Source organism: Allobaculum fili (assembly GCF_020969955.1).
In the GTDB taxonomy this organism is placed as follows: domain Bacteria; phylum Bacillota_I; class Bacilli_A; order Erysipelotrichales; family Erysipelotrichaceae; genus Allobaculum; species Allobaculum fili.
The window spans coordinates 43,708-70,706 of sequence record NZ_JAHDSX010000003.1 but is presented as its reverse complement, the minus strand read 5'-3'; the positions used below and the strand labels follow the sequence as shown (position 1 = coordinate 70,706).

Here is a 26,999-nt window from a genome sequence, read left to right as displayed (position 1 = left end):
GAAAAGCTATGTTCATTAAAAAAATGGAAAAAGTATTCGCTTCAATGCTGGCTGCTTTCACAGTGTTCGGGTCCTTCTGGACCGCACCGATTTCCGCGATGGAAACCAGCAAGGATACGACGCAGATCAACGTTGTCTACGACGATTCCGGCAGTATGAGCAATTCCCGGATGGACAGCTGGTCTCAGGCGAAATATGCAATGGAAGTTTTTTCAGCCTTTATGGGTGAAGAAGATACACTGAACGTTTTTCCGATGAGCAAAGCCGAAGATAACGATTCGAAAAATGACTTCTTTACTTTAAAGGGAACGGAAGATCCAGCCGATCGTGTCAAACGGATCAATGACATGAAGGATACATCCGGCACGCCGATCCAGGCCGTCGATGCCGCGGGCGAAAACCTCAAACAGTCCACAGCTCAGCAGAAATGGCTTGTCATTTTGACAGACGGTGCGTTTTTCAACGATACAACCGAACTGAGCAATGAGGAGATTCGATCCGATTTCCAGAAATATGCGGGCGTGAACGGCATCAATATGATCTATGTGGGAATCGGGTCCTATGCGGAGGAGATCAGTCTGAGTCACGACGGCTACGAAGCGTACTACATTGATACGAGTTCGATTCTGGGTGCTCTGACAGAAATTGCCCAGAAGGTATTTTCCCTGCAGAAAGTCACGCTTCAGGGAGATTCCTCCTATTCCTTTCAGGCGGACGTACCCATTTCAAAATTCATCGTTTTTGCTCAGGGCAAGCAGACAGAAGTAACGAACGCAAAAATCAACGGCGAAGATGTACCGGCCAAGCCTTTCTCTGTAGAGGTTTCGGTAAACGATAAGACTCCGCAGCCGGAATGCAATTCGGGTTGTGCCATTGCTCCAAATCTGAACGGCAAAGTGGTGACGTATGAAGCCAAGGATCCAAAGAAGCCTTTCTCTTCGGGAAAGTACACATTCGAAAGTACGTCCGATGACGTGGATGTGTATGTAGAACCCGGAATTGAATTCCGGACGATTCTGCGCAGCGGATCCGAAGTAACTACCGATACAGAAATTCAGGACGGCATATCCATTCCTGGCGGAGAAAGTACAGTCGTTATTCAGATCTTTGACCCGCTTACGGGAACACCGATTGACCCTTCTCAGTCGGAACTTCTTAAAGGTTCGGAATTTGCGCTGACCGTAACGGATGAAGACGGAAACACAGTCACGTACACCAACGGAGAAAAACTGAATTTAGCACCAGGCAAAGCCACTCTTCAGTCGGTCGCCCGGCTTCCGGGAAATATCAACATGACGGGAGAATCGGCAAAACTGGATGTAAAAGACGCACCGATCTCCGTCCTCTTTTCGCAGCCGGCTGGATACGATATCAACCCGGGAACGCTGAGCGGAGAGCAGCCTGTGCAGGCTTCGGTCTCGGCACCGGATGGAACCCGAATCAATAAGGATACCTTTGATTCCTACTCATTCGAAGTCACCGGTACCGAAGGGGTGAACTGGGAGATCTCAATGAGCGACCAGGACGGCGTCGTAAATCTGACGCCTTCTTATGCGACCGATCAGAAGGGATCGGGCATTACATCGACAACTCAGAATCTTGTCCTCAAAGTCACCCGCGATAACGGCAGCTATCAGCAGGCGGGGGAAGGCAACGTGGAAATTCGCTATGTCGCACCAGAGCCGCTGAATCTGATGATTACGCTTCAGAATCCTGAGGAGACGTATAAAAAAGGCGAACGAACCTACATGTTCGATCCGAACCAGAGAGGCTCGGGAAGCGAAGCCTATATTCTCGCCAAAGTGCAGGTCGAAGAAGAGGACGGCTCACTGAGAGATCTTAATGAAGACGAATGGGAAAGAGGCGTAAGCAGCTTTACGTTTACAGCCAGCCAGCACGCCCCGAATTTTCTCGATCAGCTCATTCGGTGGGTCTGCTTCCAGTCGCTGGAATTTGATGTAGTCAAAGATGAGCAGCCATCGTGTTACCGCTTCTATCTGGGCGGACCCGCAGCAACCAGCGTCCTTCCCAACGACCTGGATCTGAACGTGGACCTGGACATTACGCTGGCCAGCGGACAGCAGGAAGAAGGCCAGACAGAAGATGCGATCAGCATCATGCCGCTTTCTCTGTGGGCGTATTTACTGAAATTCATCCTGATTGTTCTGGCATCGCTTCTTACCCTGTTCCTTGTCTATAAATTTATTACCAAACCGCGTTTTAAACGGGGTACATATGTCAGCGCCAAAGGCCATTATCTGGATCGGCGCGGAATCAGGATGGGACTGGAGGGAAGAGGCCGTCCGCGGCAGGATTACGAACTGTCCTTCAGCGACCGGATTAATCCGTTTAAACCCGAGAGTGCAACGCTGAATTTCGAATTAGGAAATACAAACGGAATTATTTCTGAACTCAGCCTGCAGTTCACCGCGGTTAAAGGCGGGAACATTCGCTGGGAAAATCCAGAAGCCCTCTGCAACCGATGCGCTTTTACGTTTAACCATAAAAATTATTCGCTGGGTACGAATCCGGAAAAGGTCATCAATCTTGTGTTCGGATATGAAACACCGTTTGTGCTTAAGGGTCTTAAGGTGATGACCGACCCCAATGTCACCGTCAGCTTCAAATTTTCCAACAAAAAACACTGATCCGGAATGGCTTCACAAGGTTTAAACCCGCCCGTCCAGGATCCAGAAGGCCTTGTGTAAAGCCGTATGTTCTAAGGGAAATTAACGGAAGCGGACTTGAGACGAACGGGCATTTTCGCTATTGGTTTCACAGGCTGGCCTGGCCAGTCAGAAATAAAAATCAGCACTACAAAGAGAAAAAGAAAAAAGGAGGAAATGGAATGACTGCTCCAACAGTAATTATTGGACTTGGCGGCGCGGGCAGTACGATCTGCACGAAGCTTTCGAAGATGGCGAAGTCATTGAAAGACAGAAACCGCCTGCAGTTTGTCTGCATTGATACAGACCGGAATGATCTGAGACACAGAAAAGAAGAAGATGCCACGGTCGTACAGATTCAGACATCGGCACCTTATAAAATTGAAGACTATCTCAAGCGCAACAGACACGCCCGTGAAGACTGGTTCCCCATTCATACCATTCTGAACAGCAAGACACCGACAGAAGGTGCAGGACAGGTTCGTGCGATCAGCCGGCTGGCCCTGGACGAAGCGATGAGCAAAGGCAAGCTGCGTGCGCTCGACGATGCGATCGACACATTGTTCCGGCTCAACGGCGATGCTGGCAACCAGGCGATCCGCGTCATTATTGTGTCTTCCTTAGCCGGCGGTACGGGCTCTGGAATCGTAATTCCTATTGCGATGTACATTAAGCATCTTCTCAACTCCAGCTTTAACAAAACCGGATCGGTTGTTCGCGGTTTCTTCCTGCTGCCGGAAATTTTCGCTTCCGCAAAGAGCCAGGATGAGAAGGCAAGCATCTTTGCCAATGCCTATGCATCCGTCCGTGAGCTGGATGCCTTCATGCGCAAAGGCGACCAGGCTCTGGAAAACACAAAGTACAAAGATCTTGAGTTCTCAGTTCCTCACCCAATGTCCGGAAAAGATGTGAACTACAACGAATCGCCATTCAATTTCTGCTTCCTGTTCGATCGCCGCAACGCGGATGATCTTTCGCTCAGCAGCTTCGATGAATACATGACGTATGCAGCCAATACGATTTACGCGCAGGCGATCAGCGGCGCATCCAGTCGAAGCAACTCCAGTGAAGACAATGCCATTAAGGCGCTCATTCAGTCGGGCGGACGGGATCGTTTCTGCGGTGCCGGATCTGCGGTCCTGAAATATCCGTATGAAGAAATTCTCGACTATCTCGCCGGACAGACCTGCTTTGAACAGCTTGGTGAAGAATGGCTGACGATCGATAAAGCGTATACAGAAGACCTGAATAAACGGAAAGCGGAGAAAAAGCAGGATCCTTCGGTCGAATTTGAAGACCCGCATACGTTCTACCTTAAGAATGTAGACTCCAAATCCGATGACAAAGGCACATTCCAGCAGATGATTTTCCGCCAGACCCATAAAGAACACGAAGATGAATATGGAGAAGGAACACAGTGGGAAGAACTGTCCCGATCCTTCGTCCATGCTCTGGATAGTCATCTGGAAAAGAAAATCCGCGAGAACGAAGAGATCAAACAGATCCTTTTTGAGATCAACAAACAGCGTTCACGCCTGCAGGCTTCCAAAGGCAAAGTCGATAAAGGCGCGATCAATTCTCTGGAAGGGGCCATCATTCGACTTGCACAAAGTCTGATGCGCGTTTCCCGTGAAACCGGCCGTCACGTTGCCCTGGATGTTTTCAGCGCTTCACCTCGAGGAAAGAATCCGAAACCCTATTACTTCCAGCATTATCTGAAGACGGAAGACGGAGGCTTCGTTCATCCAAACGCCGTTCGCTACATGGTTTATGCCATGGTTCGCAACTGCAATTATGCCTACTCGACGGCCCAGGAGGAACTTGGCGAAGACGATGATGCCAAACGATCCATGCTGCATCCGTTCGATGATCCCGCTACGACAAATAAAGTGGAAACGGCGAACGATCGCTACAACAAGAAAAATCGAAACAAAATTTCAAGACGGATCATCAAGAAATTTATTGAGGAAACGGAAACGCTTGTCAGTGATGAATCCGAATTTTTCACGTTTGCCAGCGCATGGGCAAAACTGATTGTCTATGGCGAAGGCATTAAATTCTTTACTCAGCTGGCCAGCGATTTTGATGACTTCTATAAAACGTATCCAACGTTTGTGGAAAAAGAAAGCAATCGCGTACGCCTGATTCCTCAGCAGATTGCCAACCGCGACGGCAGCGCTATTCGCTATACATGTACCAGTCAAGCCTGCCTGGAAGAACTTCTCGATATCGTCGGGGCAGCGGATGCGCAGGAATCAATTACCGGCAAGCTTTCCGCTCTGATTTTCCAGGATATTCTGGAATATTCCAAAACGGAAAAGCGTCCTCCGGCAGCTTCGCATTTTGGCAAACTGTTCCGCGATGTGATCATCAAATACTACAAAGATGAAATTCAGAATCATTTCGCGCAAGTCATTGACATGGACGTCATTTCCGCTCTGATGAAAGAAGTAGAAATTGAACGTCATGCCGATGAGCTCAGCCGTGAAGATGTAGAACTGGTCGCTGCGGATACCCTGACCGAAGTCAACAATCTGGCCAGTATGTTCCTCGAAGAGCCGATGGGTGTGGAAGGTCACGTGATTCGTGCAGCTGCCTATAACCCGGCGGTTCTGCTGGATGACGACCCGCTTCGCCATGACTTTGTTCAGAAGTATTTGAATCAGGAACTTGGCGGCGTTGCGGATAAAAACATTTCCAAGTACGATCTGCTCGTCTACAAAGCGGTATATACACTCAATCCGGGTGACTTCAAACGCTTCCGCGCTCCGGAAAATGGAAAGCCAGGCGGAGACTACTACGAAGCCTATATGCGGATTTACAGGAAACTGGGTCCGAACGTAGAGAAGAATTTCGAGATCACTCCCCACATGGACCGTCACTGGCATCTGACGAAGTATATGCCGGATCTGGATGACCGCAACCAGAAGATTGTCGAAGACGGAATCTTCCAGGCTTTCCTCTGGGGAATGCTTACCGGGGATGTGGATCAGAAAGTCGATTCCAATCACCTCGACGGCATGGACGTAATCTATAAGCCTTCCAACTCCAGCAACGAAGACTTCATTGTTCCAAACGGCACAAGCTGCGATGAACTTTACGAAGTTCTCGACGCCTTAAGCATCAACCCGCCGCAGGTAGACATCATGCTTCGCAAAATGGAAGCGGAAAAGGAAAAGCAGGTGAAGAAGAGCCTGTCTCTCGCGCAGTCTACCCTGATCCGTCGAATCAACTGGCTGGATGAGAAAAAGGCACTCGGCGATTACTACGATGAAGAAGCTGTCCGCGAGGACGAGCCAAAATTCGTTCTCCGGGAATTCATCCCTGTAAAGAGCCCCATGAAACCATCGGTATTCGATCTTCTCTTCTGGCTCAAATACAGCATGCCGAACTGCGATTACTATCTGTCCGACTTCACTTCCATGATCGATAACCTGATCGCTCTGATCGAAAACTATGTCAGCACGTTTACAGGCGAAGAAGAGATGTACGCGGTAGCCTTCTCGATTATTTCCGATCAGTTCCAGCTTTTCCTGAACAATATGACTGATTACGTAAACGTACCGAAGCCGGCAAAACGCTTTGACGATGAATCCGTAACTCTGATTCGCGACCGCATTGATGAGATCGTCGATAACAAGTATCTCTACAAGCTGAAGTATCATCACGAACCAACGATGAAAGAGCTCTACGATCGCAAGTATCAGGAAATGATTCATGCGGCGGCAAAAAATGCCGAAGAAGCAAAGAACGGCGAAGAAGCAAAGAACGCTTAAAGTATTCGAATTTCCCGAATCCTTTACTTCACTGAAAGATTCAGAAGAAATCGCTTTGGCTTCTCTCTGGTTCTGTAAAGAATAGCCAGGATCTGGCTGAACGTTTGAAATAGCTCCTGCACTGCCCTTCCAATGCAGGAGCTATTTACCTATAGGATCATGATTCGAAAAGTTTCAAAGGATTGAAAGATCGAAAGAAGAGGGGAACTGCTGCCAAATCTCTTCTTTCCTTCTGTTTTTTCCTGCAGCGGCTTTTCCTTCTCGTTCTTCTATCCTTTATCTATTTTTCGCGGATGGAAATTCACGAAGAAGATGAAAATTTCATTTTGCGATGAAGCCAGTCGGCTTTTTCCCCGCTTTAGATCCGTTCCTTCGAATCCATGATGGATTTGCCTTACTGTAATTGCTTTACTGAATTTCTGCTTTTGAAAAAAGAAAGGAGGAGTGTACATTGCTGACTGTCATTATTTATCCCAGATCGGCGCAGAGAAGCTTTGACCAGCATAAGCTGCTGTTCGAAAACTCAATTGAAAAAGAAAAAGTCTGCTTCTGTTTCTGGGACGAAAATGGTGAAGACTTTTATGAAGCTCTTCCAGATTTAAAGACCCAGCTCGAAGGCGTTAAGAACTGGCGCGCGATTGTCGTCGACCCGATTGACGGGACGGCGGCGGATCACTGGGAACTGGATAACCGGGAAAAGACGACCCAGAAAGGAAATCCTTTTGACTACATCGAAAACGATGATCTGTTTCCTTTAGTCCATAAGAGCAAGTACGCCCTGATCCGCTTAAGCCAGATGCTTGGGGGCATTCCCGACATCAGTCTGGAAGCGACCCGGCGCAAAAGCATGGGCGATGACGATTACCAGATTCTTCTCGATCAGCAAAAGGCTTTGTACGACAAACTTTCCGAGCAGTCGGAAATGCCGATTCCAAAGCCAAACGAAATCTTTCTGTTTCGCACGATGATTGAGTCCGAATCCGATTCCATCTCGTACGAAGAACCGGAAATCGAAAATATCGGCGATTTTTATGCGTCCCTGTTCTGGCAGCGAAACCGTTATCCTGCAGCCTGCCGTTTTCTCACATTCAGGCAGGCCAAACCGGATACATCCATGTTTCAGGAATCCATGTTTCGCTTCTGGCTGACCGTGCTGCTTTTAGCGGAAGAGGAGTTCCCGGCGGGAACTTTTGAAGCCTATCGCCTGTATGAAATGTCGGCCAACGCCAGTGAAGAGGTTCTGAAGACCTATTTCGAAGAATACCTTCTGAAAATGAACGATATTCGCTTCTTTCTGCAGCAGGAAATTGATGTTCTTCATTCCGTGAACTACACCTCGAAAAATCTGGATACGCCGGATCTCGAACGTTCGATTCCGGTCGACATCACCCTCACTTCGAATGACGATATTTATATTCCACGCTTTTTTACCGGGCCGACAGGGGATCTGCCAAGACCCGAACTGCCTGCCTGGAAAAAGAAGGTCCGCGTAAGTCGAAGAGCGTTTCGAAAAGTAATCGGTGCGTATGAGCGCTCGGTCGAACGCAGCTGTCAGTACGCGCATCAGGCCGTCGAACTCGAATCGGCAGAGGAGCTGAACTTCAACTCCTATCAGATCGCCGCGATACGGGAGGAGACAGCCGATTACGAACATGAAGTCCTTTCCGGCTATACGCCGATCATGATGAAGCTCCGACAGGTGCACATCAAACTGAAAGAACGGGATAAAGTGGTCCAGAAAAACATGAGCCACCGCATGTATTCCTTCAAGGCGCTCGCCGCGACAGCGGTGTGCATCTGCGCCTGTTTCTTAGGCGTCATTCCTTTTGTCGCCTATTGTCTGATGCGCAATCAGTCCATGGGGGATTACTCGTTTTTAGTTTATGCGGCATCGATTGGCATGCTGATCTTCTGCATTGCGGTGATCGTCGTTTTCTGGGTGATTCTGGGGGTTCGCATTTTCGAATACAACTACACCCTTGATCAGGCGCTCCACTCCATCGAAGCCAAAATTCCCGCGATTACGCAGTATTTGAAAAACTGCTGCGCATCCATCCGGGGAAATCGAATTGTCTATCGCTTCGAAAAGGAAAACAACAGCCGCTCCAATCAGGAGCTGAAGTGTCTGGCGCACATCAAGGCCATCGACAACCGGGCGGCTACGGTAAAAAGCTGGATGAACGCGTTCAACATCTGGCCAGGTTCGAACAGCCGCATCGTGCATACGGTAATTTTCGATCTGGAAATTCCGCCTGAACGAAACCCGGCATATTTGCTGGAAGAACCGGAAGATCCCGTCTTTGTCTCGTTCCCGGACGGAACGGTCATTCATTCGCCGTTTCCCTTTGTGACGAGCATCGATAAAAAACGTCTGGAACCTTATGAAATGAAGGTCGTAGAAAAAAGCGGCCTGAAGGATCAGGAGGATTAAACCGATGAATTATATCCACGCATTTATCTCCTTTATCCTGTTCTGGGTTCTGTTCGCCTTTCAGTTCTTTTTCATCATGACGCCGTTTCTGATTCATGAAAAACCGAAAAAGCGCTGCTATCAGTTCGCTGTTCCGTTCCTCTGTCTGCTTGTTGTGTGCCTTGGCATGTTCAACAACGATGCCGTTCTTCAGTTTCTGTACGACATTCTGATCTGGATCGCGAATCTAGTTGGCCAGATTCCTCTGCTTGGCCGCTATCTCTATGCGTTCTTTGCCTGGCTGGCCGGCACGATTCTGACGGGTCTGGGGGCCTTTGTCTGGTCCAACATTTTGCTGGCTCTGTTCTGGCTGCTCGTCAAGAAACTGACGTTTCGAAAACTGGTCAGCCTCTGGGAAAACCATGCCTATCTGTTTGATCTGACTTCTGGCGAATTTTACGAGAAAGATGAAAGAGCCCTGCGGCAGTACACCAATCCGCAGGAACGCTACGTGCTCAAGCCGCGGTACTACAATCTGCGGGTTCTGATCATGGCGGCAGTCTTCTTCTGCTATTTCATTTATCTCATTACCCAGTATGTGTATTCCGGCATTGGGGGATCGAACATTCCCGCAATGATGACGCCGGTTGCCGGAATCCTGATTCTTGGAGAATGCTTCGCCTTTTTAAACGGCTGGCAGCCTGAGAAAAACGAAGGAAAAATTCTGGCCGAAGAAGAAAACAGCGCGGAATGCGATACGATCCGTGCGTCTCTTAAAAAAATGTTCCGAGACCGGCTTTGCTTCGATGATCATCAGAAAAGAAAAACGGTGGCAAAAGTCACCGGACTCTATCAGGAAGATGCTCTCGAAAACACAGAAATCGATGAACTGGCTTCTGCGTATTTCAACTCCCTGCTGGATATCGGAATTCCTCTGCAGCCGGACTATCAGAAGGCGGCAAGACAGCTGCTTAACCGTGAAAGTCTGGTCGTAATGAATCCCTTTTATAGAGACTTCACGTATTACCTCATGCTTCCGATGATTGCCACGCTCCTTAAAAATAAAAAGGTTCTCGTGATCTGCGGCCGAAGTACGGACGCACAGGATATCAAGGAATGGATTACCGACGGATTTCTGGAAACGACCAACCTGAAAAAGCTGTGGATGACGGAGGAGCTCAGTGAGAAGGGAAGAAGCGACGACATCAGCGTCGGCATCATTACGTTCCACAACATTTATAACCACACGTTCATTCACAACAATATCGGCTTCCTCAAAGAGGTACAGTTCGTTCTGCTTCTGGAACCTTCCAATCTTTTAGGAACAGGTCAGATCGGTCTGCGAAACATTTTGGAAATCTGTGAATCTTCGGGCGATCCGCTCACTTACTGCGCGCTCGACCGCAGTGTGGACGGTCTGGTCGACGCCCTGAGCCATCTCGTCCATCAGCCGCTTGTTGAAGTCCTTGCTCCGCCTGCCAGCGAAGCCGGCACTTGCCGGGCGATCTGGCATGTGGACGGCCCTGGCATGCAGAACCGCATTGTTCCTGGAATTTCCCGCTATCTTGGCGTCGGTACGGAAATCGCCCTTGAAGGTCTGGCGAATGGGGCAGATGAGATTTACTGGTTCAGTTCTTCTAAATCGCCGATTGCCGATATTCGCTGGAACGTTTCGCAGTATTACCCAAGTTTCTGTGAATATACGCACACCCGTCTGGAACAGAACCAGCTGGAAGAGCGCATGCATTATGAAAGCCATCTCTGGCAGGTGCCGGAAATGGAAAAAGGCTATCTGATCGTGGAAGATGAGTTTCGAAACGCATTTGACATCGCCCGCCTGTTCAGCTCGCGTCTGGAAAAGAAAGGCTTCGTCAATATTCTTTCGGAAAACTACATGCTTCGCGATTACATGACGGCCAATGCCGAAATGATGACAGTTGACTCCAAAGCGATCCCGACGATTGTTCCGGATTACGCCCGAACGGAGCGCAACTTCATTATCCGGCTGCTCATGCTGATGAGCATGGAACCGGTAGACGAAAGCTATATCAGCAATCAGCTGGCCATCCATGGCATTCATTCCAGAAAAACATATGACGTCCTTCAGCATCTGATCCATAAGCATACCGGACAGGAAAAATTCAAGATTCACACGACGCAGGTCAATGCCTATCGGGCGGACATTCAGGCCACCCGCTTCCAGTACAGCATTAACCTCGACCAGCTCCATTCGGTATACGACTCCGCCCTGCGTTCGGTTTACTTCGTCATTGAAAACGAAAAAACGAAGGAATATCCGATGGGCAACCGGCTGCTCGGCCAGATTTATCAGGTCCTGCTGCCTGGACAGTTCTTTTCGTGGGACGGCCGTTACTATCAGGTCGTTTCGATTTCCAATGACAGCGAAATTATCGTTCGCCGTTCCGGAGATCACTTCATGCGGCGCGTGTATTACCGTCAGCTGCGCGACTATAAGATTTCCGGTGTCGAGATGCAGCCAGGAGAAAATCATTTCCGGGATATGGTCATCCGTCATGGCTTTGCGAATATTGAAGTCCGGACCGATGGCTATCTGGATCTGCCTTCGCCCAACGATTTTGAACACGCCTCGCACGTTCGGCTCAAACCGGCCCATGTTCGCCGCCTGTATCAGAAGGAATTTTTGCAGATCACGCTGGAAAACGTGAAACCGGAAGTGGTCTACACCGTTGCCGTTCTGCTTAACGAAGTTTTCCGAACTCTGTTTCCAAACGAGACCGGATATCTGATTGCGCTTCCTGGACAGATTCCGGAAGCCGTCTTAAACGATCCGCTTTACCGCGATCGAAACCGGGCGGCTTCTGCCTGTGTCGCTTTTGAAGAGGAAGATATGGAGAAGAACGCGATTTATATTGTGGAAGATTCTCATATCGATCTCGGTCTGCTTGTGACAGTAGAAAGAAATCTGCAGAGAATTATGGAAATCATTGCTGACTATCTCGTATGGAATTCCAAAGGTCCATCGACCACGCACAGAGAAGGCGAAGACGCTGCACACGACGTCAGTGATGAAGACGGTTCGAACGAAACGCAGGTGCAGAATTATCTGCCTTCGCAAAAATCGCTGCGATCCATGGCCAGCCGGCCTTCGGATTCCAGTCCGACGCTCTATTCCGTGATGCCGCTCTTTGGATTTGGCCGACGGAAAAAAGACGAAGCGAATTCTTCTGAGAGCGCAGACTCTTCAAATTCATCCGAACAAACACCTGCTCCAGCTGAGAATCCATCACCGGCAGCCGATCCGGCTGACGTTCAGACCGAGAAGGCTTCCCAGGCGGATCAGCCTGCTGCTTCAAAAGAGCAGAAAGCATCCGCTTCTGAAAACGTTTCTGGTGAAGCCGAACCGACACCGCAGACTGAGGCAAACCCAGAAGGAGCGGCAAACCCGTCTTCGGGTACGTCTTCTGTAGAAACACACGAACCGCCTGCTGCTCCAGAACCCGAACCGAACCCGGCGCCTACACCGGAACCAGAACCCGAACCGGCCAAGGCTCCGGATCCGAAAGAAGGAAAAGGCCGCCGGAAGAAAAAACGCAGAGGCTGGTTTGGACGCGGCCGCAAGGACGAGGATTCTGAGGAAAACGCCCCCGAAGAAAACGGCTCGCAGGAAACGGGCGGCGGTTCGAAACCCGAACCTGGCAGACAGCCCATATCCGAACCGGTAAAAGGACCTTCCAATCCAGCAGCGATCTTCGCGGAAGATGAAGAGCTGGAAGAAGAGGATGAAATCCAGTCCCCGTTTGTTATTCTTCCGTATCTTCAGTACGGCGCCCAGGAAGTACCAGACTGGCTTGCGCTCGACGCGACGCTCGAATACCTGCGAGGCATGCATTTCGAAGAAAGCAGTCTTCACGATGCCCGTACCGCCAAAGCGCATTTTGATTCCGGATCGACGTATGATCCGCGCATGCCGGGTATCCATTACTGTGATTTCTGCGGTCAGCAGCTTACTCCAGGTCATTACGATACGCTCAAAGACGGCCGCGAGCGATGCCCGGAATGCTCGGCCACTGCTGTACGCAATAAGATTCAGTTCAAGCGTGTAGTCAATGAAACGCATGCGGAACTGGAGAAAATCTTTAACATTACCTTCCGAACAAAACTGGAATTCCATATGGTGAACGCCCGCAAGGTGAACAAGCACCTGACCGACTTCAAGCCGACGCCGGAAATGGATCCCCGCTGTGTAGGCTACGCTTCGCCGCGAAAGGGAAAGACAGTGATCTATGTGGAAAATGGTTCTCCGCTCTGGAATGTGAAATCGACGATTGTGCATGAAATGACCCATGCCTGGCAGTTTGAGCACTGGAACTCCGAGAACGTAGGACCAGGGTATGACAACCAGGAGACGAACCTGCTTCTGCATGAAGGCATGGCTGTCTGGACAGAAGTCCAGTACTATGTCGCGATGGGCGAGATCGAACGCGCCATACGGTATATGCGCAACCGTGAACTGGAAGACAATGAGTATGGAATCGGTATGCGCCTGTACCTCGCCAACTATCCGATTCAGCAGGATTCGATGCTCGGTACAAGCAAGACACCGTTCAATACGCTCCCGCCCATTCCGTATGCAAGCGAAGAAGAAGCGGTCGAACAGTAACCGGGATCGAATGGATTCAGCCCGTCTGCTTTCAATTCCAGAAAAAAATCCCAACGCTTCAAACGGGTGCGCCGTTCAATAGAACCGTACCTGCATGAACGTTCAGGAGGGAACAGTCTGTACATTTTGCCTTTTGAAAAGCGTCCTTCATTCAGAAAATGAGGGACGCTTTTTTACGGAAGAGGATTAAAATGCAACGAAAATAATAAACCGCATCCGCATTTTGAATATTCTCCGTAAACTGAAAGAATACTGGAACTCGATTTATTCCAAAAACAGGAAGAGGAGAAAGAATATGCAAAGTCTGCTTGTGCTGGCTGGTTCGATACTGATCATTTTTATTCTTATGCTGGTTTTCGCCTTTGGTACGCAGTTTCGATTTCATCGAATTTTCGTGTTCACAGGCGGGATTCTCATCACGGTTTTCCTTTTAAACCTGTTTGTACTGAGCAGCCCTAGTCCGGCAATCGCGCAGGATGCAAATGGACTGGAAAACGTATCCATGTCCATAATCAATACGCTGCAGACTGTCTCTCTTGATGCGGATTACGGTCAGTTTCTTGCGATGGAAGAGCAGGCGATTGACTGGTGGATTCAGTCCGGTCCCTATCCAGCCTGGGCATGGATCAAGCCCATCCTGCTGGATCTGACCGCCGTATTGAATGTGGCGGCTCCCATTTGCGGGCTGAGTTCGGTCGTGACCGCTCTGGATATTCTTTTCCCGGTGCTGAAAATTATGGGGCACCCCTTCCGACCGAAAATTGTGTTTACGTCGCTGAGCGAGGCAACCATTTTAATGGCGGAGGATATCCACAGACGCCTTGCCCGCGGGGATGAAAAGACACTGCGTGCGCTGTACGGTCTGGATTTGAATGACCCGCTTCCTTCGAGCTGCAAGCGGCCGCTGCTGATTTTTACAGACACGTACATGACCAGTGATTCGGAAGCCAATATGGAACTCGTGGAACGCGCGAAAAGCATTCAGGCGATCTGTGTGAAATCCGATCCGCGCCTTCTTCATCTGCAGAAGTCTTCCCGGGTGGTGTATTACTTGATGGGCGACACCATGGAAAACTACGAAATTCTGTCCAACTTCACAAAATACAGCGGCTCCCAGAAAGCCGGAATATGGAGCGTTCTTCAGCACGATTATCTCAATCGCTCCCTTGGCCGGCAGCCGCTGCTCAAAGCTCCGTTTCCCACAGAGAGCACGCTGGTCAATATTTACATTGACGATCCGGTATGGATGGAGCGCATTGATCATCTTCTGAACCTCTCCGCCCAGAACGGGGATCGGGTTCTCGAGGTGAACGGAATAAAAGACTATATGACAATGGGATTCAATCTTCTGCGCGATCTCCCGCTCTTTCTTCCTCTGATTGAGAAGCCTGAATCCGAGAGCGGAGAATTGAAACTGCTGGTCTGTGGATCTTCATCCGCGGCGAAATCCATTGTTCTGCACTCCATCGTTTTAGGACAGATGAAAAATCACCGTCTGTCCGTTACGGTCATGAATCCTTCGCAGTCGAGCATGGAAAAGGAACTTCATCTGAATTATCCGGAACTCATGCTCTCCTGTCTGGAAAACGAAGATCTGCTCTGCCCGGATCCCGTCTTATCCGCACAGCGAAATCGAAGAAATTCCCCTTATGCCAGACTGAATTTTCTGAGTCTGGATGAGAGCGAAGACATGAGACGACTGATGGAGGAGGCACTTCGAGCGGATTATATCGTTCTCGCTCAGGACGCTCAGACGGAAAATATGGAAATGGCGCAAAGAATGAAACTTTTCCTGACCCAGAGAAACTATGATTCCAGACGAATCGGCAGGCAGCTCGTCGTACCGATCCTTCAGAACTCGGCGCTGCTTCCTTCTATGCAGACACCGCTGCCGCTGACTTTGCAAACCCCGGAAAATGGAATCGAAGAAGAAGCTCTGGGTTCCACCGAACGATACGTGCCCATTGTCATTCCTTATGGATTTGATCAGGCGCGCTTCAGCCTCGAAGCGGCGCTGCAGATGAGCATTCTCGAAACGTCCGTGGAATCCAATTTCCGCTACGACGTGATTCATGGCTATGCCGAGGAGAAACCGGCCGAAACTCGACACCGCAAGCGGACCACTTCTTCCGCCTCCAAAAAAGCGAAGAAAAAGGGAGCCCCGAATTTTTTGAAAAAAGATTACGGCAACTGGTCGAACTGGTCGAGAGCATCCCATGCGGAATACAAGCTCTTTGATCTGGGGCTGATTCAGTCGGCGGTGATCGAGCCAGGCACTTTGAACGATTCCTGTTCTTTAGCCTCATCCAGTCCAGCCCGGAATATGAACGCCTTCAGCCGGATCGAGAGCGTCCAGGACGTGGATCCAGGCTATTTTGAAATTCCATCGGTGATTTCGGATCTGACGTGGATGGAAAAGCGGCGATGGAATGCCGCCACCCGCGTATCAGGCTATTCGTACATGCCCGTGATCGAACGAAACGAGATCGACCAGTTTAAAAATCAGTCCAAAGACGGCCATCTCATGCGGCACGTCTGCTTAGTGGAAACGACTCCAGAACTGTCCCTGCCTTTCTTTCTGCGCGAGGAGTATGGAATGAGTCTGGAAGCGGACCGTCTCGATGAGGTGAGTGAAGCAACCCTGCAAGCCAATCCGCTACAGGATGAACAGGGAAATCGTCCGACGTTAAGCCAGTATCCGGAAAAGGACTATAAGGTAAATGACCTGCCCTGTTTCGACGTTACGCTCTGTCAGAAAATTGGCCGGTTCTTCCTCAAGGATCCGGTCCCATCCAGCCCAGGCCGCCAGCTTGCCTTTGAAAAACTGAAAGAAAGGACGCGTCAGGCTGTGATGGAAGGCAATTCCAGATACACAACACGAAAGTAGAAAAATCATCGATGCGGCTTTATTGAAGAAAAAACGGGAACAGGAGCTGCGTTTCCAGAAAGGGACAGCTTCTCTTTACCCGTTACAGAAAAGGAGGGATGAGCATGAATAACCGCGAGTCGATCTATACAGCCTTTCTGTCTTCCACCAGCGATCTTGAAGATATTCGCAAAAGCATTCTCGATGAACTGATTGACTACAGCGTATTCCCGTTTGCGATGGAACATTTTGCGGTGGATGCGGATGAGGGCTTTGCGGATATCCGGAGAATGATTGAGAGTTCCGACTTTTTTCTCATGATTCTTTCGCTGCGGTATGGATCCCGCGACGATACAGGAAAAAGCTGGACCCAGAAAGAATACGAATACTGCCAGACCGTTAAAACGTCCACAAACAAGGGCATTAAAGTCTGGGTAGGCCTGACACCGGAGCTGGTGCGGGCCAGAGATCTGTATTTGCAAAACGCGGACATGCCGGTTGAAGAACTTCAGGCTCTCGATCCTCACCAGTCCGTGAACGATATCCGCGATCAGCTGAAGTTCGTCTGTTCCATTCATTCGCCTGTGCCGGCAACCGATCCGTACAAGCTGATCCGAAGCTGCCGCAACTTTGTCAATCGCAATACCAGTCAGGTGAGCGGCTGGATCCGGGGAATGCCTGTGGACAGTTATTATGAGCTTGAATTTGGACGCCCTTACTATCAGGTCCATATGAGCGAAGTGGCGAAGGGATATCTCCGACTGGGAACGGTTACTTTTTTACGAGGGGAGCAGCCGGGAGAGATCATTGCCAATGCGGAAAATCATAAGGTAAGCTATAACCCAGCGGATGGAACGATTGAACTCAGCCAGTGGGATATTACCCGGTGGCAGGGAACGTATCTTTGTCAGGACCGGGAACTGGTCGGAATCTTTTCGGCTTCAAAATCCACCAAAGGCGTTTTCGGGGACATGGAGATCGAACCAGGGAAAAAAGATGGAATTCATCGATTTACCATTCTGGATAAAGAATCTGGAAACCGCCCGATTTTCATCCGCGGGACATTTCAGGACGCGGCGGACTATCATCATCCAAAAAGCAACTATAAAACCGGCCGTATTTTCGTTTTTGAAACGGAAACGGAACGGATCGAGTTTTTAAAGAAATACCACCACGATGTGCTTATGCTGAATCGGGCGGACGATGGAACTGCCGAATTCTGAGGGAGGATCAAGAGATGGACTATTCAAAAATTATCGACGCAGTTAAGGAAGCTGGAAAATTTGCGCACCAGGATCATCTGCAGATCGCAATGAAAGGGGAAGCGGATTTTGTCACGCAGGTTGATCTTTCGATCAGCGAGTTTCTGAAGAAAAAACTGAAAGAAATGGCACCGGAAGCCGGCTTCTTTTCGGAAGAAGAAGAAGGAAGTCTTTCAGATCCCTGCTGGATTCTTGATCCGATTGATGGAACGACCAACCTCGTTTACGGGTTCAATATGAGTTCGGTCTCCTTAGGTCTGTATCAGAACGGCGAGATTGTGTTCGGCGTCGTCTACAACCCGTTTACCGACGAATGCTTTACGGCAGAAAAGGGAAAAGGAGCCTGGCTCAACGGATCCAAGCGCCTGCATGTGAGCAATCGGGAACTTAAGGATGCGCTGGTCGAATTTGGAGCCGGCTCTACGCATAAAGATCAGGCAGACGCCAACTTTGATCTGGCCAAAAAAGTCTTTAAGGAATGCATCGATGTCCGCCGGATCTGCTCTTCCGCACTCGATCTCTGCTATATCGCGGACGGCCGCATCGACGGCTATTTCGAAAAGGTTCTTAAGCCCTGGGATATTGCGGCAGGCTCTCTGATTTTAAGCGAAGCCGGCGGTGCAGCCAGCAACTACGACGGACGCCCGCTTCAGTTTGCCAGACCGACTTCGGTTATTGCCGGAAACGGAAAGACCAACGCCCGCCTTTGTGAAATTATCCAGGAACACAGCCGCACAAAGGACTGAAAACAAAGGCTTTCGCCCTTTGAATTCCATTTGCCCTTAGACAGGCAGGAATAGACAATCCTTGAAAAAAATAATCAGAAAAGACGATTTTTACCGAACCGGATTCGGAAAATCGTCTTTTTCGTTTATTGGAAACCGTCCGTCCATCACAGCCGCACGGATCGGAAAAGGGCGGCTTCGATTTTCTGTATTTTTACCCCTATCTCTATAGAAACGATCATTCTGAATAGAATGCTCTCAAAAGATACAGTGTCGAAAAAGCATTTCGTTAAAATAAAATCAAACGCTTCCTCAAATGGGCAGTGAGCCTCTGCATGGAGGCTTTCGAAGAAGCAGAACTGAGCAGAGAGAGAAGAGGAGGACAGGAAAATGAGAAGAACCGGAATGTACGATTACCACGGAAAAAAAGGGGCTTTGAAAAGCCTGGCCGTAACTGGAATTGCCTGTTTATTATCCATTACCGTTCTGGCCACGCCGTATCTTTTTCGTTATTACGACAGCACATTTACCAGTCCGCTCGCATCCAGTGGAACTCCCGCGCTTCCCGCAAACGGCGGAAGCGGCGGCACATCCGGCTTAACGGCGCCTTCCAATGGCGGAAATGGAAACGGCGGGTCATCCGCAAGTGCCCCGACCAGCCCTTCTTCCCAGAATCCTGGCTATGATCTTTTAGGAACGGTCATTCAGGACAACCCGACTAATGCCAGACCGCTCATGAAAAGCAATGAATATTACTACTACAGTCTGATGTGCGCTGCAGATCAGGAGATTTATAACGATATGCTTTCGGGTCTGTACGCATTCGATCCCGATATTTCTGTGGTTACGGATGACAGCGATCACGTCTTTAATATTTATATGTGTCTTCTCAGCGAGCATCCGGAAATTTACTGGGTGGATACCGGCGGCAGCTATACCGTCATGGGGAATCAGACCACCTTCACGTACCGCTACAACCGGGCTTTGGATGCCGTGACGGCGATGAACAGGGAACTCGAACAAAAGCTGCAGACCGTTCGGAGTGAAATTGGCAGTCCGGCCAATGAATATGACCGTCTGAAAGCGGCCTACAGTTATGTCGTGGAACACGTGGAATATGTTGCCGGCGCACCGGATAACCAGAATCTGATCAGTTCCATGATGAACGGGGAATCGGTATGTGCGGGCTATACACAGATGATGACGTACCTGCTTCAGGACCAGGGCATTCAGGCATTTATGGTTACCGGCAATGTCTTTCCCAACGGCCCCCACGGATGGAACGTCATCCGAATCAACGGCAATTACTACCAGTGCGATTCGACGTATGGGGATCCCGTTTATATGAGCCAGAACGGCCAGACGGTATCGGGCGCAGCGGATTATGACTACATGATTACTTCGGATGAGTTCATGCTTAAACGCCGCTCGTATGATCCGACCGAGTATCACGCGCCTGCCTGCACCGATACGCAATACGATCCCAGCTAAAGACGAAAGCGCAAATTCGCAGGCAAATTCGTAATAACATGGATTTCGAAAAAGACTGAAAGTTTCCGTGCTTCAGCATGCAAAGGAAAGGAATCTGCATTCATGTATATCCAGAAAATCTGTGATACCCCGCTTTTCGCTTATCCCCTCGATGAGCATCATCCAAAAATCCGTCAGCTGCTTGAGGAGAAAAAACTGATCCAGCTGCCGGATGGAAGCTTTGAAGTCTTTTCGCAGGAAACTAAAGGACAGGCGCATGGCCAGCATGCCAGCGCCGGCGATTACATTAAGATCGATGGCGCAGGCTATCCGTATCCGAACACGCGGGATTTCTTCCTCGCACATCACATTCCCGCAGCCAGGGAAGATACGTTTTTTCAGAAGCCGGAGACCCGTCAGGCCTGGCAGGTCGGCGAGCCGTCAAACGATCTGATCGAGTATCTGGTGAAGCATGGAAAACTGGAAATTCATCCGGAAGATGAAGACCATTACTTTCAGGCGCAGCTCTGGGGAACCCTGGAAACGGCAGCCAAAGACGCTCTTGTTGTGATCTATGAAGCTGAGCGCAGCGAAAAGCAGGAGATTTTGTCCGTTACGTTCAATCTGCTGACCAGAGAAGAGTTTGAAAAAACGTACAGGGAAGTAAAAAACGACTGAATTGCTTTCCAGGCTATACGTTTTTAACAAAATTCGGATTGCCTGAATCGTCCGCTGCATCGGTTTTCTCGTCCCTCTGGAGTCATTTTTCATAGGGGAGGAAGGAAAGCCGTCAGGCTGTGCGGCAGTTCAAAGGCAGTCTGCAGGCAACCAGTGAATTCGTTCGAATTTCAGGGTGCCGGATCCGAATGACAATTTTGAAAATCGCCAATTGGGTCTGGCCCCTTTTTCTGTGGATTCAGCCGTCCAGAATACCGGAAAGGGAACAGGAAAAATGATTGTGCGTACAGGCGGCAAGAAAGATCGGAAAGAGGCGTTCCGTATTTTCCTGCTCTCCTATCCAGTGTTTGCCTGTCGCGGCAATCGACTTGGCTTTTCTGGTGCGGTGTGTCGGAATAAAATGAATACCACAATTTCACATCATCCATTAGGGAATTTTAGACACACGATCGGTTTTCGTCTTTTATACTTGTGTAAGGTATTATTTGAGATTCTCATGGACTCGCTCTTTTGAGAATCGAGTGTTAGAGAGGTTTTTTCATGTGGAAATATAACTGCAAGCGGCAGCTGCTGATATTGTTCGGCGCTTTTCTGATCGGCTTTCTTACCACATATTTCTTCAGCTCCAGCGAACTGTTCTGGAGCATGGCGAAGGATATGCTTCCGGCTGACGTGCTGAAAACGGTCATGGAACAGCCGCTCCTGATCTCCCTTGCCGGCGGAATCGGTCTGATGGGCATGGCGAATGTGATTACGGTCGCCAATGTCGTTTCTGCCTATTACAGCGGTTCCATCTTCATCGTTCTGATGTTTCTGATGTTCATGCCCGACTGGGTTGTCCTGATCGGCATTCTCAGTCTTCCCGTTACGATCATCGTATGGATTTACGGCTGGGCCACGCTCAACCGTTCGACAAGCAAAGCCCTTCGCCAGGCCGATATTACCGGCGATGATGAAATCGTCCGTATTTACACGATTCATCACCCTCTGGATGAAAGCTATAAGGCACTGGGGGAAAACGTTCGCCGTACGATGCGTACGATTCGTTTCGCGTTTGTACTCGGTCTGGTTGCGATTGGATGCTCTCTAGTCTTCATCGACAACTTCTGGATTCTGATTCTTCTGCTGACCGTCTGCATGGTCGCCATGCAGTTTCTGTCCCGCGTACGGATGCAGGCATTCAACTCGATTGCCATGCTTCTGTATCAGGAGTGCAATCCGGAAGCCTGCATGTCTGCGCTGCTCTACTATTCAAAACGCGGCAGCCACTACAAGCTGGCTAACCGGGCGCTCATGGCAAGCTGTCTGATTTATCTCGATGAGCCGGAACTGGCGCAGGACGTTCTGATCGCCTATCGCCGTCCGAGCTTCTCCGATCAGCTTCAGTACTATCTGCTCATGGGCAGCATTTACTACCAGCTGAAAGACGAATCCGGCGTTCAGCGCTGCATCGACGCCGTGGAGAAAATGCGTTTTCCGCGCGGTCAGATGGGCATGATGATGAAGGATTCGCAGCTGAGCATGCTGGAAAATAAGCTGAATCTGATGCACGGCGATTTCAACGAAAGCAAGAAATACTTTCTCATGTCTCTGAAAGCGTCCACTAGCCGCCTTCAGAGTGCGGAATGCGCCTACTATATTGCGCTGATCTCTTTTGTTCAGCAGGATTACGTACTGGCGAAAATGTATTTTGAAAAGACGATCAGTCAGGGCGGCAGCCTTTACTACGTTGAAAACGCGCAGAACTATCTCGCAAAAATTCAGCAGAGTCATCTGCTCGATGAGCCTGACGAGTACAGTTCGTCTCAGGAAAACGAAGCCTGATCAGACTTTCCGGATACAAAAAAACGGTCATGCAAGACCGGTAAAACGATAAGGACGTACGTCCGAGTGAAATCTGGAGGAAATTCTATGTCAATGGATCTTGGCTTTTCCTGCAAGAACAAATGGTTTCGCTATCGCGCTGCAGCCATCCTCATTGAGGATGGCTGTGCTCTTTTTGCGGGCAATGCCAGAAGCCCGTACTGCTATTCCGTGGGCGGCGCCGTCCAGCATGGAGAAACCGCGCAGGAAGCGGTCTGCCGCGAAGTGCTCGAAGAAACCGGCGTGGCGTATGAAGTCGATCGCCTGGCGATCATTCATGAAAGCTTTTTCTGCGATACGCAGTTTGGCCAGGAGCGGGAATGCCACGAAATCTGCTTCTACTTTCGGATGAAACCCAGAGGCAGCCAGAATCTGAACAGCCACAGCTATTCGCAGGGCGTCCGTGAGTATATGTACTGGCTTCCGATCGACCAGCTCGATCAGTACCGGGCATATCCTTCCTTTTTACAGGATTACCTCAGTCAGGATCATTCGGAAATTCTGCACATCGTAACGGACGATCGGCCTGTCCAAAAAGAGAAAGCAGACATCTGAAGCCCTGGGCTGCTGTCGGATTGAACGCGCCTCAACGCAATCGCTGTGTTTAAAACGGCCAGAATTCAAATCGAAAAATCTCCAGCTGATCCGCATTTCTCATCAATAGAGAATGCGGATTTTTTTGGTCCGTTTCGTTTTCGTAGACGAAAAACAGGGACCGGCCAAAGCGATGCAGCAACATCACGAGCCGGCGTCCCGCGAAAATGTTCGAATTTTCCAGACCAGATACACAGGGGAAGCGCAAAGAAAGAAGAGTTCGCAATACAGACTGACGGACTGGCTGAAGGCCATCAAAGCCAGAGATCCCGCCGCTATCCCGATCATTCCCTGCGCGGCTTGTCGAAGCGCCCGGCTGCTCGTCCAGGAGAGCGCCGCATACAGCCAGAGCAGAAGAATCCCGCAAAAAGCAAGCGGACAGAGAAACAGGTGCAGGCTGCTGAGCAGACCCCAAAGCAGGTTTACGCTCACATCCTGCCAGGGAAGCCATGCGCCAATCCAGCCGATTCCCCAGAACAAAAGGGAAAGCCGGGCCAGACGTGTTTCTTCGCACTGACGAAACACGCGATCCGTTAAACAGGCGTTGAACAGGCAGGCAAAAGGAATAAACCCGCCCGCACTCATCCATTTATGGTCGATCCAGACCAGACCCGTCAGATTGTCCCGCCAGGGATTGCAGGATAAACAGAGACCAAGCGCCCACAGACACAGAAGGAGGCAAAGTCCCCAAAGCCAGAAAGAAGAAGGTAAGCCGCGTCCATCCGAGCGCGTTTTTTTATGCGACATGCTCTCATTATCGCTGTTTCTTTCGCCCGTGTCTTCCGGCTCCATCCATCTTTTGACTCTCGCATGACGTCGAAATCAATTCGGTTTTCCTTTCGTAGGCGATCGCTCGTATAACACGACGAACGCCACGGGAAAGGAGAGAGAAAAGATGCTGATGGAATGTACAGAAATTGTTTATGGACCGAATCGCCTGCAGGTGCGCGTCAAAGAGCGCGAACTGTATGACGAGCGGGTTATGGAAAATGAGGAGGATGAAAGCTTTCTTTCCTTAATTCGCCTCGATCCTGTTTCCTGCAGCGCGTACTACAGCCTGGAAGAGCGGATTTCTCTGCACGATTTTCTCGTGCAGAGCCATTTGGAAACCCGACTGGCGTGTCAGTTTCTGCATGGATTGCTTGAACAGGTTTTAAAGGCGATGCAAAGCCAGCCGGTTCTGCTTTCCGCCCGAACGATTTTTCTGTCCCTTCGCGGTGACGCGTTTTACTTTGTCCGGGCCCCGGTTCATTTTCGAGCCTGGATGAAGCGGCAGGAGGAACTGCTTCATTTGTATCGGGAACTGCTGGACTATTTCGATCCGAAAGCGAGCGCCGTCTGCGGGCTGCTGTTTCTGGCGGCGAATGGCCGGCTGGAAACGGATGCTCTTCTCCAGGAGCTTGAAACGCTTTTTCTGTCCAGAAACCGTCTGTTCGGATTTTGTCTGAAAAAAGACATACCGCCTTATGTCCGGTCCAAACCGCTTTATCCGCTTCGCGGCGATGGGATGAGCGGTTTGGAAGAAAAGGACGATCTGGTGTGGACCGAGTCGGAAGAAGAGGATACGAATACGGATCCTCTGAATGAAGAGAAGACGTCCTTTGCGGCGTGCTCTCCTCTGTTTCCCCGGGCTGAAAAGGCAAAGCCCGAAAGTTTTGACGGAAAGCTTTCCCCGCTTGATTTTTCCCGGGAAGAAAGCGAAGGATTGCCATTCGATCCTTTTTCCGACACGTCTTCAAAAGAGAAAGCGCATCTTCTCAAGCTTGAACCAAATCCGCAAGGAACCGATGATTCCAATCCGAAGAAAACAGAAAAACGGAAGAAAGCAAGGAAAACGAGAAAAGACGATCCGATATCTCACAGCGTTCCAGAAAGCAACACGCCTTTTGGCGGTTCGGTTTCGCTTTACGGTCTTGAAGAACCTTCCGCCCTTTCGGTGCGCGAAGAACCGCTTCTTACGCCTTACGGCAGCCCGCATGAGAGCCCGCTTGCCCCTCGTCCGCTCTGGCCCGATTCGGGGGCATTCAATCCTTCATCCCAGCCCGATCTGTCAAAACGAGAAGAACAGGTATCCGAATCTGCTGTGCAGGATCAGAAACCAGAACGCAGCATGACGCCAAAAAGAAATTCTTCGACTTCCAAATCCAGAAAAGGAGCAGTGCCTGCGAATCCGACGGTTTTGCTGGAAGAACTGGCGTGCCCTGCGTTTCTGGATCTGGAAGGGAAGCGGCTGGACCTGGAGGGAGCGGACATTGTTGTTGGCCGTCGGGCAGACTGTCCCCTCGTTCTGATCGATCCCACGATTTCACTGACCCATGCCCGGCTGACGCATACGCAGGGAAAGTGGTACATCCAGGATCTGAAATCGACCAATGGCACATGGCTGAACGGAAAGCGGGTCATTCGGAAAATGCGCCTTCATGACGGAATGGAAATTCGGCTGGGCAGCCGGACGGTGATTTTCCATGAGTGAATCCTGGATCTGGATCGAAACGCTCAAGCAGACGCCGCATGGCCAGACCGATCTGGTAATGCATCCGCTCTCCCAAAAGAAAGCCGTGCGCAAAAGCGTTCCGATCGATGCGCCCTCCGTTGTTCTGGACGCTTTGCGACGGGAAAAAGACGTTCTGGAAAAGCTCGATTCGATGTGGACTCCTTCTTTAGTGGAGTATGGATCCGATTTGTATGCCCACACGCTGGTGGAAACCTGGTTTGAGGGCTGTTCGTTAGAGGAATGGCTGCACGAACGCCCCTCGCGAAAGGCGAAAAAAGAAATCTTCCTTCAAATTCTTGCGCTGATCGAACAGGTGCATCAGGCCGGATATCTGTATCTCGATTTGAAAGGCGACAACGTCCTGGTCCACAACGGACATGCCGTACTGATCGATTTCAATGCCTGTCTGCCGATCGGGAGCACGCGTCCGGTCTTCGTCAATAAAGACGCGCTGCCGCCTGAAGGCGCGGACGGTGCACGCATGGATGAGCGAGCGGATCAGATCGGGTTGGGCCGTCTGTATCTGCATATGTTTGGACCTTCGCTCATTGCGTGGACAGCACTGAGTACCGATCCGAGACGGCGATTCTCGTCGTTGAAGGCCATGAAAAAGGCCGTTAAGAAATCGCGAAAGAAAAGCGCGCTGCTGATCCTGTCCCTTTTTCTGGTCGCGTGCTGTTCGGTATTGATGCTCGTGCTGCCGATTGGAATGTCTTCCCAGGCAGGCGAAAATGAGCGGCTGGCGTATGCGCTCGACTCGTCGAACGGACTTCCCGAAGCCTCGGTTTTGTGCGCCCAGTATGCCAGACTTCTGGAAGAAAACCCGCAGCGCAAACTGAGCCCGGCGGAGTGGAGTGTGGCGGCCAAAGCGGCTTTGCGCGAAGAACATCGCAGTCTGGCCGGCTTCTGTATGGATCATCTGCCAGACGATACGAACTATTCGATCCGCTTTTCAAAGGCGATGCTGGAGCTTTTAGTGTATGGCCTGATCCCGCAGAAGCAGCTGGACGATCTGCTCGAAGAACTCCCAGACCAGAGCGGATGGCAGGAACCGCTTGAGCTTATGGCGCAGATGGTCGCCCTTACGCCGGATGCGGTCGCTCCAGATCGGCTCGAACGCCTTCTGGCAGAGATCGAAACTCCTGAACAGATGAGCGGAGAGTGTGCGCGTTCGCTCGTGTACATGCTGATTGGAAAACGGCAGAACGGACAGACCCTTTCTTTAAACGAAACGATGCAGAACGCTCTGGCCAAACGCGCCCCGGATCTCTGGAAACTGTATTTGCACTGGCAAAGCGCAGATTCAGACGATGCTGCTTCCATAGAGGAAATTCAGAAAGAGGATCTCTTTTCGATTTTCCTCTGGTTACGAATTCCGCTCTGGAAACCGATCGCCAGGAAGATGAGAAAAACAATTCGTTTTTGTGGAAACTATCCGATGACTTTTCCAGCCTGGAATGATTTTCGAGAAAACAAAAGCCGTCTCAAATTTTCGCTCTCGACAATTCAGGCTCGTATGAATAGATGAACCGCAGCCGTCATCAACGGCATGT

15 protein-coding genes are annotated in these 26,999 nt (G+C 50.2%); 13 read left to right on the top strand and 2 right to left on the bottom strand.

The genetic code is table 11. The annotated features are described in order from the left end of the window. The first annotated feature begins 8 nt into the window (after positions 1–8). The 9 genes from Afil_RS01535 (at position 9) to Afil_RS01495 (ending at position 20,495) form a co-directional block, all read left to right on the top strand. Positions 9–2,648 (top strand): vWA domain-containing protein, encoded by a 2,640-nt coding sequence (locus Afil_RS01535; RefSeq protein WP_230266769.1) that lies wholly within the window; start codon positions 9–11, stop codon positions 2,646–2,648. A 200-nt stretch (positions 2,649–2,848) separates the two neighbouring features. Beyond that, positions 2,849–6,442, top strand: coding sequence for a tubulin-like doman-containing protein (locus tag Afil_RS01530; protein WP_230266768.1), 3,594 nt, complete (start codon positions 2,849–2,851; stop codon positions 6,440–6,442). A gap of 451 nt (positions 6,443–6,893) precedes the next feature. Further along, positions 6,894–8,873 (top strand): hypothetical protein, encoded by a 1,980-nt coding sequence (locus tag Afil_RS01525; RefSeq protein ID WP_230266767.1) that lies wholly within the window; start codon positions 6,894–6,896, stop codon positions 8,871–8,873. A gap of 4 nt (positions 8,874–8,877) precedes the next feature. Continuing rightward, positions 8,878–13,494: an MFS transporter gene (locus Afil_RS01520; RefSeq protein WP_230266766.1), complete on the top strand. Its 4,617-nt coding sequence runs from the start codon at positions 8,878–8,880 to the stop codon at positions 13,492–13,494. Between the two features lie 295 nt (positions 13,495–13,789). After that, on the top strand, positions 13,790–16,381 hold the full coding sequence (locus tag Afil_RS01515; protein WP_230266765.1) for a hypothetical protein: 2,592 nt from the start codon (positions 13,790–13,792) through the stop codon (positions 16,379–16,381). Between the two features lie 104 nt (positions 16,382–16,485). Continuing rightward, positions 16,486–17,583: a DUF4062 domain-containing protein gene (locus tag Afil_RS01510; protein ID WP_230266764.1), complete on the top strand. Its 1,098-nt coding sequence runs from the start codon at positions 16,486–16,488 to the stop codon at positions 17,581–17,583. 14 nt (positions 17,584–17,597) lie between these two features. Then, positions 17,598–18,368 (top strand): inositol monophosphatase family protein, encoded by a 771-nt coding sequence (locus tag Afil_RS01505; protein ID WP_230266763.1) that lies wholly within the window; start codon positions 17,598–17,600, stop codon positions 18,366–18,368. Between the two features lie 369 nt (positions 18,369–18,737). Beyond that, positions 18,738–19,838, top strand: a complete 1,101-nt coding sequence (locus Afil_RS01500) for a transglutaminase domain-containing protein (RefSeq protein WP_230266762.1) — start codon at positions 18,738–18,740, stop codon at positions 19,836–19,838. A gap of 102 nt (positions 19,839–19,940) precedes the next feature. After that, positions 19,941–20,495, top strand: coding sequence for a hypothetical protein (locus Afil_RS01495; RefSeq protein WP_230266761.1), 555 nt, complete (start codon positions 19,941–19,943; stop codon positions 20,493–20,495). 170 nt (positions 20,496–20,665) lie between these two features. On the opposite strand, the gene Afil_RS01490 is transcribed toward Afil_RS01495, so the two are convergent. Continuing rightward, positions 20,666–20,923, bottom strand: a complete 258-nt coding sequence (locus Afil_RS01490) for a hypothetical protein (protein ID WP_230266760.1) — start codon at positions 20,921–20,923, stop codon at positions 20,666–20,668. 112 nt (positions 20,924–21,035) lie between these two features. Here Afil_RS01490 and Afil_RS01485 point away from each other — a divergent pair, with 112 nt between their 5' ends. Both Afil_RS01485 and Afil_RS01480 read left to right on the top strand, forming a co-directional pair. Beyond that, positions 21,036–22,319 (top strand): tetratricopeptide repeat protein, encoded by a 1,284-nt coding sequence (locus Afil_RS01485; RefSeq protein ID WP_230266759.1) that lies wholly within the window; start codon positions 21,036–21,038, stop codon positions 22,317–22,319. Between the two features lie 87 nt (positions 22,320–22,406). After that, on the top strand, positions 22,407–22,913 hold the full coding sequence (locus tag Afil_RS01480; protein ID WP_230266758.1) for an NUDIX hydrolase: 507 nt from the start codon (positions 22,407–22,409) through the stop codon (positions 22,911–22,913). 183 nt (positions 22,914–23,096) lie between these two features. Here the strand turns inward: Afil_RS01480 and Afil_RS01475 are convergent, their stop codons facing one another. After that, positions 23,097–23,699, bottom strand: coding sequence for a hypothetical protein (locus tag Afil_RS01475; protein WP_230266757.1), 603 nt, complete (start codon positions 23,697–23,699; stop codon positions 23,097–23,099). A gap of 148 nt (positions 23,700–23,847) precedes the next feature. Between Afil_RS01475 and Afil_RS01470 the strand changes: the two genes are divergently transcribed. Both Afil_RS01470 and Afil_RS01465 read left to right on the top strand, forming a co-directional pair. Then, positions 23,848–25,425 (top strand): FHA domain-containing protein, encoded by a 1,578-nt coding sequence (locus tag Afil_RS01470; protein WP_230266756.1) that lies wholly within the window; start codon positions 23,848–23,850, stop codon positions 25,423–25,425. Next, on the top strand, positions 25,418–26,974 hold the full coding sequence (locus Afil_RS01465) for a protein kinase domain-containing protein (RefSeq protein WP_230266755.1): 1,557 nt from the start codon (positions 25,418–25,420) through the stop codon (positions 26,972–26,974). The genes Afil_RS01470 and Afil_RS01465 overlap by 8 nt, the downstream gene beginning before the upstream one ends. The last annotated feature ends 25 nt before the right edge of the window (positions 26,975–26,999 follow it).

Excerpts from the sequence above, each read along its gene's own strand:
- Afil_RS01535 (WP_230266769.1), top strand. The coding sequence starts at position 9 with ATGTTCATTAAAAAAATGGAAAAAGTATTCGCTTCAATGCTGGCTGCT.
- Afil_RS01530 (WP_230266768.1), top strand. The coding sequence starts at position 2,849 with ATGACTGCTCCAACAGTAATTATTGGACTTGGCGGCGCGGGCAGTACG.
- Afil_RS01520 (WP_230266766.1), top strand. The coding sequence starts at position 8,878 with ATGAATTATATCCACGCATTTATCTCCTTTATCCTGTTCTGGGTTCTG.
- Afil_RS01515 (WP_230266765.1), top strand. The coding sequence starts at position 13,790 with ATGCAAAGTCTGCTTGTGCTGGCTGGTTCGATACTGATCATTTTTATT.
- Afil_RS01510 (WP_230266764.1), top strand. The coding sequence starts at position 16,486 with ATGAATAACCGCGAGTCGATCTATACAGCCTTTCTGTCTTCCACCAGC.
- Afil_RS01505 (WP_230266763.1), top strand. The coding sequence starts at position 17,598 with ATGGACTATTCAAAAATTATCGACGCAGTTAAGGAAGCTGGAAAATTT.
- Afil_RS01500 (WP_230266762.1), top strand. The coding sequence starts at position 18,738 with ATGAGAAGAACCGGAATGTACGATTACCACGGAAAAAAAGGGGCTTTG.
- Afil_RS01495 (WP_230266761.1), top strand. The coding sequence starts at position 19,941 with ATGTATATCCAGAAAATCTGTGATACCCCGCTTTTCGCTTATCCCCTC.
- Afil_RS01490 (WP_230266760.1), bottom strand. The coding sequence starts at position 20,923 with ATGGATGATGTGAAATTGTGGTATTCATTTTATTCCGACACACCGCAC.
- Afil_RS01485 (WP_230266759.1), top strand. The coding sequence starts at position 21,036 with ATGTGGAAATATAACTGCAAGCGGCAGCTGCTGATATTGTTCGGCGCT.
- Afil_RS01480 (WP_230266758.1), top strand. The coding sequence starts at position 22,407 with ATGTCAATGGATCTTGGCTTTTCCTGCAAGAACAAATGGTTTCGCTAT.
- Afil_RS01475 (WP_230266757.1), bottom strand. The coding sequence starts at position 23,699 with ATGTCGCATAAAAAAACGCGCTCGGATGGACGCGGCTTACCTTCTTCT.
- Afil_RS01470 (WP_230266756.1), top strand. The coding sequence starts at position 23,848 with ATGCTGATGGAATGTACAGAAATTGTTTATGGACCGAATCGCCTGCAG.
- Afil_RS01465 (WP_230266755.1), top strand. The coding sequence starts at position 25,418 with ATGAGTGAATCCTGGATCTGGATCGAAACGCTCAAGCAGACGCCGCAT.